This window comes from uncultured Stenotrophomonas sp. (assembly GCF_913778665.1).
In the GTDB taxonomy this organism is placed as follows: domain Bacteria; phylum Pseudomonadota; class Gammaproteobacteria; order Xanthomonadales; family Xanthomonadaceae; genus Stenotrophomonas.
This window is the reverse complement of the sequence record NZ_CAJYVQ010000002.1, coordinates 276,382-289,876: the sequence shown is the minus strand read 5'-3', so window position 1 is coordinate 289,876 and position 13,495 is coordinate 276,382. Positions and strand designations below refer to the sequence as shown.

10 protein-coding genes are annotated in these 13,495 nt (G+C 63.6%); 4 read left to right on the top strand and 6 right to left on the bottom strand.

Going from position 1 to position 13,495, the window contains the following annotated elements; translation table 11 throughout:
- Positions 1-7 precede the first annotated feature (7 nt).
- Positions 8-373 (top strand): hypothetical protein, encoded by a 366-nt coding sequence (locus tag QZ853_RS02205; protein WP_295570379.1) that lies wholly within the window; start codon positions 8-10, stop codon positions 371-373.
- Between the two features lie 6 nt (positions 374-379).
- Here QZ853_RS02205 and QZ853_RS02200 read toward each other — a convergent pair whose 3' ends face one another.
- The 6 genes from QZ853_RS02200 to QZ853_RS02175 form a co-directional block, all read right to left on the bottom strand.
- Positions 380-1,096: a molecular chaperone gene (locus QZ853_RS02200; protein WP_295570377.1), complete on the bottom strand. Its 717-nt coding sequence runs from the start codon at positions 1,094-1,096 to the stop codon at positions 380-382.
- Entirely contained in the window at positions 1,086-2,435 is a 1,350-nt protein-coding gene (locus QZ853_RS02195) for a fimbrial protein (RefSeq protein ID WP_295570376.1), read from the bottom strand. The genes QZ853_RS02200 and QZ853_RS02195 overlap by 11 nt, the downstream gene beginning before the upstream one ends.
- Complete coding sequence (locus QZ853_RS02190) at positions 2,432-4,933, bottom strand: fimbria/pilus outer membrane usher protein (protein ID WP_295570374.1); 2,502 nt, start codon at positions 4,931-4,933, stop codon at positions 2,432-2,434. The genes QZ853_RS02195 and QZ853_RS02190 overlap by 4 nt, the downstream gene beginning before the upstream one ends.
- Before the next feature lie 70 nt (positions 4,934-5,003).
- On the bottom strand, positions 5,004-5,759 hold the full coding sequence (locus QZ853_RS02185; RefSeq protein ID WP_295570373.1) for a molecular chaperone: 756 nt from the start codon (positions 5,757-5,759) through the stop codon (positions 5,004-5,006).
- Positions 5,760-5,840: 81 nt separating this feature from the next.
- On the bottom strand, positions 5,841-6,383 hold the full coding sequence (locus tag QZ853_RS02180) for a fimbrial protein (protein ID WP_295570372.1): 543 nt from the start codon (positions 6,381-6,383) through the stop codon (positions 5,841-5,843).
- A gap of 510 nt (positions 6,384-6,893) precedes the next feature.
- Positions 6,894-7,472 carry a single-stranded DNA-binding protein gene (locus tag QZ853_RS02175; RefSeq protein WP_049430409.1) on the bottom strand — a complete coding sequence of 193 codons (579 nt, stop codon included), beginning with the start codon at positions 7,470-7,472 and terminating at the stop codon, positions 6,894-6,896.
- Positions 7,473-7,763: 291 nt separating this feature from the next.
- Between QZ853_RS02175 and QZ853_RS02170 the strand changes: the two genes are divergently transcribed.
- From QZ853_RS02170 to QZ853_RS02160, 3 genes are all read left to right on the top strand, one after another.
- Positions 7,764-8,795, top strand: coding sequence for a LacI family DNA-binding transcriptional regulator (locus QZ853_RS02170; protein ID WP_295570371.1), 1,032 nt, complete (start codon positions 7,764-7,766; stop codon positions 8,793-8,795).
- A gap of 130 nt (positions 8,796-8,925) precedes the next feature.
- Complete coding sequence (locus QZ853_RS02165) at positions 8,926-9,828, top strand: ABC transporter ATP-binding protein (protein WP_295570370.1); 903 nt, start codon at positions 8,926-8,928, stop codon at positions 9,826-9,828.
- A 12-nt stretch (positions 9,829-9,840) separates the two neighbouring features.
- A complete protein-coding gene (locus QZ853_RS02160) occupies positions 9,841-13,425 on the top strand; it encodes a M1 family aminopeptidase (protein ID WP_295570368.1) in 3,585 nt (1,194 codons plus the stop codon).
- Positions 13,426-13,495: the final 70 nt, after the last annotated feature.

Sequence of the window (13,495 nt, the reverse complement as noted above, 5' to 3'; positions counted from 1 at the left end):
AACCCGAATGAACCACCACAACCGCGAAAGCAATGCTACACACGAAAATGGCGAAAATTCAAACTACGCAGCCTGCAGGGCGCTGCTGATCTATTTCTCCAAGCCAGTCCCTGGCACACGCCCTTCAAGGATAACGATCCCCGGGTTTTCCAGCGGCCAGCTCCAGCACTGTTTCAGATTACTGGTTTCGAACAGAATGCTGAAGTCCCAGAAGCTCAAGGATGAGAAGGGCGCGTGGTTCGGTGGAAGAATCGTCCAGGCCACTCCGTTGGGACTTGCCGTGTTCAACTTGTGCCCGCTGGCGAAAGGCGATGCCGCAGAACACGAAGTCCCATCCCAGGCGTTCACTCCCGACAACCAATCGTCACGTTGACCATCATCACCAGAGCGGGAGCCTGGCCGCTTGTGAGTTGCCATCATCATCCAGCCACGAAAACCTGAACTCAGCCCCATTGGATAGCGTCCCGTCTACTGTCTGCTGCTGTGTACTGAATGGCGGCAGGAGGGTTGCGCCCAGCGGAATGGATCGATCGCCCTCGCAGATCTCTGCCTTGGCGAGCGTGATGTAGAACGGCGTCGGGTTGTTCAACTGTACGGTGTGCCCGTCGGCCCTCACGACCATCCGCATCGGCGCTTTTTCTGCTTCGCGCGACAACTTCCGAGGTCGGTAGATGACTTTCAGCTGCGTCCGCAGGGTGATGGTCAGTCGTAGCGAGTTCGCGTCCCCCCCTTCGTCAGGCCGGGGAGGAATCTCGTAGACATTAAGCCAGTAGAGCGATTCCCGATCCTGCGCGACAGGCTGCGCGGTGGCGACCAGGCGCAGCGTTCGTTGCTGTTGGGGTTCAAGCCTGAAAACCGCTGGGAGCGGCACGATGGGGGCACTCGCAGTTTCTGGAGTAGCGTCCAGATCGCCATTGTCAATCCAGGTTTGAATCAGGACTGGATAGGCATTCTGGTTGACCAGCGCCAGCGACGTCTCGCGCTGGCCTTCATGTACGATGACGCGGGTACGCTCGACGGTGACACCGGCGTAGGCGAGCGTGCAGTTCAGCCCTGCGGCGACCAGCAGGAGGCATTGCACGAACTTACTGAACACGTATGACTACCTGCGCCGTAGCTTCGACCTTGCCCGGCGATACGGCCGGCATGGTGCCAGTGGAAAGTTTTTCCAGGCGGGCCTGGAAGGTTTCTGTGTACTGGCTGACGCCGTTGACCGTACTGGTCAACGTGGCGGCGCTGCCGATCACAGGATACCAGCCCCGGCCCGCCGCGCCAGAGCCTTTGGCCGAATCTTCGTTGGCAAGCAAGTTGATGGACGTACCATTTCTCAGCAAGCGGATACCGACCCCCTGGGCTATACCCGACTGACCGTAGCGATCCGACACGAGGTAAGCCAGGCCGCCTTGGGCATTGACCAGGCCTAAGGAGGACGACGCGGCCAAGGCACCGGAAGACGCCTTGATGCCAATGGCCGTGCCGTTGGCGCTGGTGCTGCTTACCGCGGCACTCTGGCAGCGGATGCTGATCTGAACAGGCATTACCCGGCTACTGCCAGCGTTGATCTCACTCACGCTTATCGAGGGGAACACCACGTACGGCGTGACACTGGAGACGCTGCAGGTCGGATAGCGCTTGAGCGTGACCCTGTTGTAGAGGCCGATGGCACCGGGCCAGTTTCCATACCAGCCGCTCCAGTTTCCATACTGCGTCTGCCCAACCGTAGGGTAGGACAGGCCTGGTCCTTTGATCGCGATGTATGCCGCCGGTTGCGAATAAGCGTAGAGCTGCGACGATGCGGTATCGCTGTAGTAGTTGTAGCTGGGGTCTTTGGGTGCACTGAATATCTCGGCACGCACGGCGCTCAGGTTCTTCGCCTTCACCAGCTGGTAGCCCCGGGAATCGATATCCAGCCCTGTCAGGGGTCGCTGCTGCCAGACGTCCGTGAACAGCTGACCCGTTTCGAGATGAGTCAGGCGCAACAGTACGTTGGGCCAAGCCGTGCGGTAGGCAGAGCGTATTCCGAGGCTGTTGCCAACGCTGTCGCCGCCCTGGTACCAGCCACTGTACACGTCGTCGCCGTTCGTGGAGAACATCTCATACACCGTATCCTTCGCTTCACAGCGGAAGAACACATACTCGGGGTTGTAACCCGACGTTGACCCGTATTGGGTAAATGGTGCCACTGAACTCGCGATCAGGGAGCCGTAGGGCTGAAAGCCAGGGTCACTGACGTTTATCACGCTGGGAATACCCAGTGAGCCATTGCACGTATCACACGCGCCGGCCCAAGATCCGGCAGTGCCTTCGCCCGGCCGGATAGCGGTGGTGGCCGTGGTATTGGCTGCCCCTACCGACGTCACCTTGTAACAGGTCGCCGCGGCATGGTGAGCGGGTATGAGCGCCATGGCCGCCAGCAGCAAGTGCCTGATCATCATAAGGGATCCTGTTGGGACGAACATGTGCTTTCCAGATGGATGAACCCCTGGCTGTCGAACGCATTGGCACTATTGACGTCATAGGGCAGCTGGCACTGCTGGTCCGCGGCGTCGCCCCAGCGGATCTGCAAGCGTCCGCTGTCGGCGTGGGCGCGCGCGTACACCAGACCTCCCTGACCGACCATTCCGAGAGTCGTGCCTTCTTCATCGACGACCTCGGCTGCCAGGGGAATCGGTCCACCACCGGGCAAGCTGGCTTTGATCAACAGAGCATTGCCGACCAGCGTCTTGAAGTCCATCAGCACGGCCGCGCCAGAATAGGGTGCTACTTTGCGCTCGGTTTCGAGCAGTTCAGCGTAGTCTCCCATACCGCTGGGATCGAGTCCGACAGCGTTGTACCGGTAAGGTGACAACGAGGGCACAATCGCATACCCGCCAGCATTCACCCGTGCTCCCTGCCCGCCCTTGACGATGGCTCCGTGTGCGCCCTTCGCCCGGACCAGCGCAAACGTGTCTCCCACATAAGGGCCCAGGGTAATGCCGCCGCTATGTACCACTGCCGCGCCACGAACGCCTGCATTGATCTGCTGGTAGTTGGAGCTTTGCGAATACCCACCGTTCACCGTTGCGACGTGAGTCTGCGCCTGGATATTGCTGGTCCAATGCGTTCCGCCGCCTGCACTGTCATGGCTGGCCGCGAGCGCGTAGCTCGTATCACGCTGCGGGCCCAACGTACCGCTGATACCGGCCTGCAGGCTGCTGCCCTGGGTATCCCCTGAGCGCCGCGTCATCATCGAGCTCATGCTCGGTGCCCGCCTGGAGCTGCCAAGTGGCAGGGTGAGCGTGAGTGTCAAGGAATTGGTGCTGTTGACAGTGTCCCGAATGTCGGCTCCGCCCGTGAAGGCTGGGAGGGTGCTCGCCACAGCGTCCCGGTACCAGGTGGTGCTCTGCCGCGCGTACGCCAAACTGTAGCTGAACTGGCGCCATGTGCCGGAGTAGCCGAACTGGACCTGGATGTCGTGGCTTTTACCGTCGTAGTAGTCGTTGCTCGAACCGGACAGGTACAGGTTGCCGTAGCGGCCCAAACCCTGATTGATCAGCAAGGTCAGCTGGTTTCGCTGTTTGAAGCTGGTCGAGTCCCATACATCTCCTCGACCGGAGGCGAGGCGTGCACCTAGTACATCGCCCAGGTCGCGGTAACCCTGCGTCGAGTACCTGTACCCGGCAAGGTTGACGGTCGTGTCGGTTGGCTGGACCGTACGGCTGTAGCTCAGCCCCAAGCGCCAGCCTTGCTTGTGTTGCCGGTCTTCCACAGTGGCGCTGGAGAACGTGCTGCTGAAGCCGAATGCGCCGTACCGCGTCCCCAGCACGCCGCCAGCAAGGAGGGCCAGGTAACTCTCGCTCACCCGCGCACCGATGCTGGCGGAAACCGAATTGGTCAAGCCCCGCTGATAGGTGGCCTCCGCCACCGGCCCTCGGCCTGCACTGGTCTGGCCCACCTCACCAACGATTGCACTATAGCGCGAGATGCCGGGGCGAATGGAGTCTGGCACCGCTGCATATGGAACGGTGAACCGCGTGACACTTCCATCTGCGCTGATCACCTGCACCTCCAAGTCACCGTTGTAGGCGGTGCCATACAGGTCATCTATGACGAAGGGCCCAGGTGCGACCGTGGTCTCGTATATTTTGCGGCCATTTTGCTCGATTACAACGCGCGCGTTGCTCACCGCAGTACCCCGTACCTGCGGTGCGTACTGTCGCTGAGAGTCCGGTAACATGCGATCGTCGCTGACCAGGCGCGCACCTCGGAAGCCGATACTGCCGAACAGGTTGCCGTCGGTGTAACCTTCGCCTAGCGTCAATTCGCTTCGCCATGGCACGATAGCGCGCTGTACGGAAGTGCGAACGCTGTTCCAATGACCGACAGCGGTGCTGCCACTCCTGGAATGACTGTAGTTCGATTGGTGACGCAGACGCCACAACCCTATATTCAGTCCAGTATTTAGCCCCAGGTAACCGTAGTCAGCTGCCTCATTCCCGGAGGCCTCATAGCGCGAGTGGTAGAGGCTCGCATCATAGTTGAAGAAGCCCATCGTGTTACCCGCCTCCCACTCCTGCGGATCGACATAGCCGCGCGGCTTGATGTCGAGCAGCGACTGCGGTACCGAAAGGTCGAGGCGCAGGCGAGCAGAGTCGTAGCGGAACGAGGCGCCCGGCAAGCGGTCGGCAAGCAACGTGCATCCGTTGCTTTGCCCGGTCAGGCTGTCGGACTTGCGCACGTTGAGGTACTGACGCAGGAACTGGTCGGTCAAACAGGGCTCGACGACGTCACCCTGCAGCCGAAAGCTCACCTCAGTTCGAGTTACATACTGCGTGTTTGCATACACATCGACCACGTACCTGCCTGGATCGACCTGCTGCGCATGGTTGAAACGCTCCAAGCTGCCCTTGGCCAATCCTGAGCCCTGCAGCAGGCTGTCGTCGAAGCGATACACGCTCTCTCCACGGGCTGGCCGCACTGCCATCAGTGCAAGGCTGCCCAGCAGGACAGACACGCACCGCAGGCTAGTGCTGCAGCGCACGGGTGATGCCGACACGAGCGCCATAGTCGTTAATGAGCTGCGCCTGGAGTTCAGGAGCGCCTCCCTTGAGCACTCCGGCGACCTCGGGCGTCCAGCGTGCAGTGCCGTAGGGCGGCACCATGGTAGCGCGCAGCTTTATCTGCTGCCCGCCCATAGTGATCACCGCGGCTCCAAACGAGGCATGAAAGCCTGTTGGATTATCGACAAGGACATGCCAGCTCACACCCTGCCCCTCGAGACTGAAGCGCAGCCGTTCGGGCAAGTGGTCAACGCTACCGGCGATGGCAGCAGGGCGGTAGAAGAGCTTGAGTCGATTCCGCAACATCAGCAGCATCTCGCTTCTAGCCGCGTCGGCCATGTTGCGCGGCGGAATCTGCAGCACGTTCAGATAGAAGACCGACTCGCGGTCCTGTGGCAGTTCTGCACCGGTATAGATGAGCCTGAGAGACTGTCCACTGCCGGGAGCCAGGCGCGACACTGCCGGACTAACCAGGAACGGGGCCTTGGCGGTGTCCGGCAGGGAGGAAGAATCACCGGCATCTACCCAGGCCTGCACCACATTGGGGAAGGCATCCTCGTTGGTGAGCTGCAGCGTTGCTTCCTTGGCATCGCCACGGAAGATCACGCGGGTGCCGGTCACCACTACGCTGGCCTGCGCAGTGGCAACAACCATGAACCAAAGCGTAAGGGTAAACGCAACGATGGCCGGCCGGAGTTGGCGAAGTGGCCAAGTGTTCATCCCGATACCTCGAATACGAGCCGTCAAGAACGATGTGACCGTGGCGGCTGCGGGAAAGGAAGCAGATTGCGCGGCGGCGGCTTACTCGTAGCGGAGGGTATAGGTGACAGCACCCAGGACGGGACCGGCGGTCACGGTGGCAGCCTCGGAAACGTAGCGCACGGCGTAGTCATGGCTCGTGGACGACTGGCCTGAAGTCAGCACGATCTTGCCGGCGCTGACTGCCGCACCTCCTGCAAGGTTCACAGGACTCCCGCCAGTTGCGTCAAGCAACTGCAAAGCAACACCGGTCGCGCCGCTGGTGGCGGTATTGGTCAAATTGCCCAGCGAGGTCGGGTTGGTCGCTTGGAACAGGGTCGTGAACTGCTCATCCGTGTCGCTCGGCGCACAGCCGGTCAGACGGAGCGTGAATCTCGTCTCCCCCGTGGTCTTGCCTGCACCGCCGGTCAACTGGCTGGCTGGGACGCTCTGCAGGACGACCGTGGGTTCCGTGTTGCCGTCAATAATTGCGGAGCACGTCTGGTCGGTGACTTCACCGCTGAACGTGATGGTATTGGCCGCAAGGGCCGGGCCGGGAACGGCCAGGATTGCAACTGCTGCGAAAGCGATGGCGCGAAGGTACATTGCGGCGACCTGTGGCTGGGGGAAGGGCTGCACATAAGATGCAGAAGAAGCCTTCTCAGGTCACTCAGACGATCCTTAAAATGCCCTTTGGGTTCCCAGGTGCCCCACGTAGTGCCCCCCTCGCTTTTGGCTCGCCGCCCACGGCCCAGGAGTGGCGGCAGGGCAACCCCCGGCGTCCCATGTGTCGCCGGGATGCATCATGCCCACTTCGTGGATCGGGCGAGTTCATGTGGAAGCATCGAAATCACAGGACACCACCTTTGCAGCCGCCTTCGGCTGCGCGAGGGAATGGGCGTTCACATTCACCCTTGAAGCACTTTGCCGGACAGTAAAACGAACGCCGTGCCGGGAGACCCTCAGTGGCGCCTTGCTGCCCAGCAAATGCCACCCCCGGTTCTCGCCGTACCGTTTGTGTGGCGAAAATAATCCAACGATCGTTTGAAAAAGAGAGGAGCCCTGCAAAAAGGGCTCCTCTACGGTTTGCCTAACGATCGACTACACAGGTCTATTTCAGAACGGAATATCGTCGTCCGCGAAGTCGTCCATCGGCGGCGCCTGCTGCGGCTGCGGGCGCTGGTTGCCACCCTGGTTGCCGTAACCGCCGCCCTGGTTGCCGCCCTGGTTGCCGTAACCACCGCCCTGGCCGCCACGCTGGCCGCCGCCACCGCCGCCGTACTCCTGGCGCGGGGCCTGCTGGCGCTGCGGGCGGTCGCCGCCGTAGTTGCCACCACCGCCACCACCGCCGCCGCCTTCACCGCGGCCGCCGAGCATCTGCATTTCATCGGCGATGATGTCGGTGGAGTACTTCTCCACGCCGTCCTGGCCGGTGTACTTGTCGTAACGCAGGCTGCCTTCGACGTAGACCGAGCTGCCCTTGCGCAGGTACTCGCCGGCGATCTCGCCGAGCTTGCCGAAGAACACCACGCGGTGCCATTCGGTGCGCTCCTGCTGGTTGCCGTCCTTGTCCTTGCGGACGCTGGTGGTGGCCAGGCTGATGCGGGTGATCGCCATGCCGCCCTGGGTGTACTTAACGTCCGGGTCGTTGCCGAGATTGCCGACCAGGATGACTTTGTTGATGCCGCGCGCCATAGGTACCTTCGTCCGTTGTCCAGGGGCAGACCGCCAGTGATAGCACAGCCCCGGGCGGGGTGCAGTACGCTGGGTCGCCCCCGGTGAAATTTGGGGGAATGCGAGAACGACGCATCTTACCATTGCCGCCGTCATCCGCCCGGTCAGGAGATCCCGAACGCATCGAAGGATCAGGCTGATTTCCTTGTCCGGCAATGACTTACCCTCGCCGCGACGGACGCCTGCAGGGGTATCCGCGTCTGCCCATGGCATCATGCCCAGGCACCTTCCCCCTGTCTCTTCCGCGTGCCCATGACGATCAAAGGCAAAGCCACCTCCCTGGACATCGCCCACCTGGCCGGGGTCTCCCAGCCGACCGTGTCGCGGGCCCTGCGTGGGAGCCCGATGGTCAATGCCGAAACCCGCGAGCGCATCCTGCGCATCGCCCGCGAGCTGAACTACAAGGTCGACAAGAACGCCTCCAGCCTGCGCCTGCGCAACGCCGGCACGCTGGCCCTGCTGTTCTTCGAGGACCCGACCAACGACGATTCCCTGATCAACCCATTCTTCCATTCGATGCTGGGCTCGATCACCCGTGCCTGCGCCCTGCACGGGCAGGACCTGCTGGTCTCTTTCCAGCAGTTGTCCACCGACTGGCAGGCCGATTACGAGGACAGCAACAAGGCCGACGGCATCATCCTGCTCGGCTATGGCGACTACCACGAGTCGCGCGACCGCCTGCAGCGGCTGGTCGAACAGGGCACCCATTTCGTGCGCTGGGGCGCTGCCCTACCCGGCCAGCCCGGCGTCTCGATCGGCAGCGACAACTTCCAGGGCGGGCATGACATCACCACCCACCTGCTGCAGCAGGGCTGCCGCCGCATCGCCTTCCTTGGCCATGCTTCCAGCCACTACCCGGAGTTCCAGGAGCGTTACCGCGGCCACGTCGAGGCGCTGCGCACGCATGGCCTCGCCGCCGACCCGGCGCTGCAGCACGATGCGATCACCACCGAGGCCTCTGGTCAGGAAGCCTGCCAGGCATTGCTGGCACGCGGCGAACGCATCGATGCGATCTGCGCGGCCAGCGACCTGATCGCCATCGGGGCGATGCGTGCGCTGCGCGAAGTCGGCCTGCGCGTGCCGCAGGACGTGGCAGTCACCGGCTTCGACGACATCCCGCTGGCAGCCTCGGTATCCCCGGCGCTGACCACGGTGCAGCAGGACACCAAGCAGGCCGGGCAGCTGCTGGTTGAACGCCTGCTGGCGCTGATCGGCCGGCAGCCGGTGGACAGCCAGAGCATCCCAGTGAAGCTGGTGGTACGCGAATCGTCGCTGCGAGGGTGAGCGCCAGGGGGCTGGCGCCGCGGCCAACGCACGACGGCGGGATTCTCCCCCCCCATGACCAACGGCGGATGCGCCCGGCCGCGGATGCGCGGATAACGCGCAGACACGCTCAAGGAAAGGTGTACGTCGCATGCTGAAGATCGATTCGCTGTCCAAGACGTACGCCAACGGCGTGCACGCGTTGAACGCGGTCACTCTGGACATTCCGCGTGGCATGTTCGGCCTGCTCGGGCCGAACGGCGCGGGCAAATCCTCGTTGATGCGCACCCTGTCCACCCTGCAGGAAGCCGACAGCGGCTCGGCCGTGCTCAGCATTCCCGGCGAAACTCCGATCGACGTGCTGCGCGACAAGGATGCGGTGCGCCGCCGGCTGGGTTACCTGCCGCAGGATTTCGGCGTGTACCCGAAGGTCAGCGCGCTGGACCTGCTGGAGCATTTCGCGGTGCTCAAGGGCCTGACCCAGCGCGCGCAGCGCCGCGAGGTGGTCGATGGGCTGCTGCAGCAGGTGAATCTGTGGGACGCGCGCAAGCGCAAGCTTGGCACGTACTCCGGCGGCATGCGCCAGCGCTTCGGCATTGCCCAGGCGTTGCTGGGTGACCCGCGGCTGGTGATCGTTGATGAACCCACCGCTGGCCTCGACCCGGAGGAACGCAACCGCTTCCTCAACCTGCTGGCGGCGATCGGCGAGAACGTGGCAGTGATCCTGTCCACGCATATCGTCGAGGATGTCACCGACCTGTGCCCGACCATGGCGATCATGAACAAGGGCCAGGTGCTGCTGACCGGGCGCCCCGCCGATGCCATCGACGCGCTGCAGCAGCAGGTCTGGCGCAAGCAGGTCGACCCTTCCGAACTGGCCGATCACGAAGCGCGCTACGTGGTGCTGTCCACGCGCCTGGTCGGGGGCCGTCCGGTCATCCACGTGCACAGCGCCGACGACCCCGGCGACGGCTTCGCGGCCGTGGCTCCCGACCTTGAGGACGTGTACTTCCAGCGTCTGCGCCTGCAGGCCCGTACCCGCGCGGCAGCCTGAGCGGAGCACGCCATGATCCTCAACTTCTTCCGCTTCGAGCTGCGCGAGCAGCTGCGCTCCCCGCTGCTGTGGCTGCTGGCCGGGCTGTTCGCCCTGCTTGCCTTCGCCGCCGCCTCCAGCGACGCCGTGCAGATCGGTGGCGGTACCGGCAACGTGCACAGCAACGCGCCCACCGTGATCGCGCAGATGCTGGGCATCTTCACCCTGCTCGGCATGCTGGTCACCGCGCTGTTCGTCAGCAACGCACTGCTGCGTGACTTCGAACTGGGCACCGCCGAGCTGATCTTCGCCAGCCCGGTGAAGCGCCGCGATTATCTGGCCGGGCGCATCGGCGCCGCACTGGCGGCCGGACTGCTGGTCTACGTGGTGATCGCGTTCGGCCTGTGGCTGGCGCCGTTCATGCCCTGGGTCGATCCCGAACGCATGGGCCCGATCAGTTGGCAGGGTTATGCCTGGACCTTTGCGGTCATCGTCATTCCCAACCTGTTGTTCACCACCGCGCTGCTGTCGCTGCTGGCCGCAGTGACCCGCTCGATCCTGTGGGTCTACATCGGCCTGGTGGCCTACCTGGTCCTGTACGGTGCCAGCGCAGCCCTGCTGCGCGACATCGACAATACCTGGATCGCGGTGCTGAGTGAGCCGCTCGGCATGCGTGCACTGGGCCGCACCATCCGCTACTGGTCCACCGCCGAACGCAACAGCGGCATTCCGGCGTTGACCGGCTACCTGCTGGCCAACCGTGCCCTGTGGCTGGGCGTGGCCGCGGTATTGTTCGCCGCCACGTTCGCGCTGTTCCGCACCGAACGCACTGGCAGCGGCCGCCGGCGTTGGGGACGCAAGCCGACGCTGGCGGTCGCCGATGCGGTGACCGTCCGCCCTGCGCGCGCAGCCCTGCCGCACGTGGTACCGGCGTTCACCGGCAGCACCGCATGGCAACAGTTCCTGCGCCAGGTGCGTTTCGACACCGGCGGCGTGCTGCGCAGCGTCCCGTTCATCGTGCTGCTGGTGCTGGGGCTGGTCAACTTCCTGCCCAGCGCCCTGTTCCGGCAGACGCTGTATGGCACCTCGATCTGGCCGGTCACCTCGCAGATGATCATGGGCCTGCAGGGCGCCTTCAGCTGGCTGCTGATCATCATCGTGCTGTTCTTCGCAGGCGAGCTGGTCTGGAAGGAACGCGGCGCACGCATCAATGAAGTGACCGATGCCATGCCGGTGCCGAACTGGGTGCCGCTGCTGGCCAAGTTCACCGCGCTGATGGCGGTGATCGCCTGTTTCCAGGCCGCTGGCGCCCTCACCGCGATGGGCGTGCAGCTGGCCAAGGGCTACACCCACCTGGAGCCCCTGCTGTACCTGCGCAGCCTGGCGCTGGATTCGGTGGTGTACGTACTGATGGGCGGCATGGCGCTGGTGCTGCAGGTGCTGACCAACAACAAGTTCGTCGGCTACGCGTTGCTGATCGTGGTGATGATCGGCCAAGGCGTGCTGGGCATGCTCGACTACACGCAGAACATCTACAACTTCGGCAGTTGGCCGATCGCTCCCTATTCGGACATGAATGGCTACGGCCACTTCCTCACCGGACAGCTGGCGTTCCAGGGCTACTGGGCATTGTTCCTGCTCGCGTTGATGTGCGTAGCCTCCGCCTTCTGGGTGCGCGGTGTCAGCCAGGGGCTGCGCCAGCGCCTGGTCCTGGCCGGCCGCCGCCTGCGCGGGCCGACCGGGGCCGTTGCGGCGGTGGCAGCGGTGGCGTTCGTCGGCGTGGGCGGCTGGCTGTACTGGAGCACCAACATCCGCAACGAATTCATATCGCCCGACCAGCAGCTGGACCTGCAGGCCCGCTACGAGCGCGAATTGTCGAAGTACCGCAACCTGCCGCAGCCGCGCATCGTGGCGGTAGACAACCGCGTGGACCTGTTCCCGGAATCGCAGTCGATGGTGATCGATGCGAACTGGACGATCCGCAACCTGCACGCGCAGCCCATCCAGGAACTGCATGTCTCGATGGGCGACGACAAGCAGCTGCTGGCGGCCGATCTTGGCGGACAGCAGCTGACCTTCCACGACAGGGATCTCGGCTACCGCATCTACCGGCTGGACACGCCGCTGCAACCGGGCGAAAGCCGCAGCGTGCATTTCCGGGTAGCGCAGAGGCCCAACGGCATCACCGCCGGCCAGGCGCCGAGCAACATCGTGGACAACGGCACGTTCTTCAACAGCCGCGTGCTGCCGTCGTTCGGCTACAACGAAGGCGCCGAAATCACCGACCGCAACGAGCGGCGCAAGCGTGATCTCGGCGAGCCGCGGCGCATGCCCAAACTGGAAGACGAAGCGGCGCGCGCCAACACCTACATCTCCAACGATGCCGACTGGCTCGATTTCCGCTCCACCATCTGCACTGCGCCGGACCAGGTCGCGCTGGCCCCGGGCTACCTGCAGCACGAGACCACGGTCAATGGCCGGCGCTGCTTCAGCTATGCCATGGACCGGCCGATGCTGAACTTCTACGCCTACCTGTCGGCGCGTTGGGACGTGCGCAAGGCGACGTACAAGGACATCCCGATCGAGGTCTACTTCGACCCGGCGCACGGCTACAACGTGGACCGGATGATCGAAGCGGTGCAGAAGTCACTGGCGTACTACGAAGCGAACTTCACGCCCTACCAGCATCGCCAGGTGCGCATCATCGAATTCCCCGGCTATGCCCGCTTCGCGCAGTCGTTCGCCAACACCATCCCGTATTCCGAAGCGATTGGCTTCATCGCCGACCTGCGTGATCCGGACAAGGTGGACTACGTGTTCTACGTGACCGCGCACGAGATCGCGCACCAGTGGTGGGCGCACCAGGTGATCGGCGCCAACGTGCAGGGTGCCACCGTGCTGTCGGAGTCGCTGTCGCAGTATTCGGCGTTGATGGTGATGGAACAGGAATACGGCCGCCAGCACATGCGCCAGTTCCTCAAGCGCGAACTGGATGGCTACTTGTCCGGCCGCGGCGGTGAGGCCATCGAGGAGCAGCCGCTGGAGCGCGTGGAGAACCAGCAGTACATCCACTACCAGAAGGGTTCGCTGGTGTTCTACCGCCTGCGCGAGGAGATCGGCGAGCAGGCCCTGAACCGCGCCTTGAAGCGTTTCCTGCAGGACAAGGGCTACCAGCAACCGCCCTACACCACCTCGCGCGAACTGCTGGCCTACATCCGCGCCGAGACCCCGGCCGAGCGCCAGCAGCTGGTCACCGACCTGTTCGAGAAGATCAGCTTCTACGACAATCGGGTGATGGCCGCCAGCGCCCGCAAGCGCGATGACGGCCGCTACGACGTGACCCTGGACCTGCACGCCGTCAAGCAATACGCCGACGGCAAGGGCCAGGAGAGCGACGGCAGCATGGATGACTGGATCGAGATCGGCGTGTTCGCCAACGGTCCTTCCGGCAAGGAACGCGACCAGAAGGTGCTGTACCTGCAGCGCCACCACATCACCAGTGCGGAACCGAAGATCACGGTGACCGTGGATGAAAAGCCGGATGAGGCGGGCTTCGACCCGTACAACAAGCTGATCGACCGGGTGAGCGACGACAACCGGCGCAGGGTGACGATGTGAGGTCCAAAGCAGCCGAGCATGGTTCGGCTCTGCTGTAGTGCCGGGCCATGCTCGGCATAGGGCCCGGGCG

Bases quoted from the DNA above. Each gene is read 5' to 3' on its own strand.
- QZ853_RS02205 (WP_295570379.1), top strand. From the start codon at position 8: ATGAACCACCACAACCGCGAAAGCAATGCTACACACGAAAATGGCGAA.
- QZ853_RS02195 (WP_295570376.1), bottom strand. From the start codon at position 2,435: ATGATGATCAGGCACTTGCTGCTGGCGGCCATGGCGCTCATACCCGCT.
- QZ853_RS02185 (WP_295570373.1), bottom strand. From the start codon at position 5,759: ATGAACACTTGGCCACTTCGCCAACTCCGGCCGGCCATCGTTGCGTTT.
- QZ853_RS02180 (WP_295570372.1), bottom strand. From the start codon at position 6,383: ATGTACCTTCGCGCCATCGCTTTCGCAGCAGTTGCAATCCTGGCCGTT.
- QZ853_RS02175 (WP_049430409.1), bottom strand. From the start codon at position 7,472: ATGGCGCGCGGCATCAACAAAGTCATCCTGGTCGGCAATCTCGGCAAC.
- QZ853_RS02170 (WP_295570371.1), top strand. From the start codon at position 7,764: ATGACGATCAAAGGCAAAGCCACCTCCCTGGACATCGCCCACCTGGCC.
- QZ853_RS02165 (WP_295570370.1), top strand. From the start codon at position 8,926: ATGCTGAAGATCGATTCGCTGTCCAAGACGTACGCCAACGGCGTGCAC.
- QZ853_RS02160 (WP_295570368.1), top strand. From the start codon at position 9,841: ATGATCCTCAACTTCTTCCGCTTCGAGCTGCGCGAGCAGCTGCGCTCC.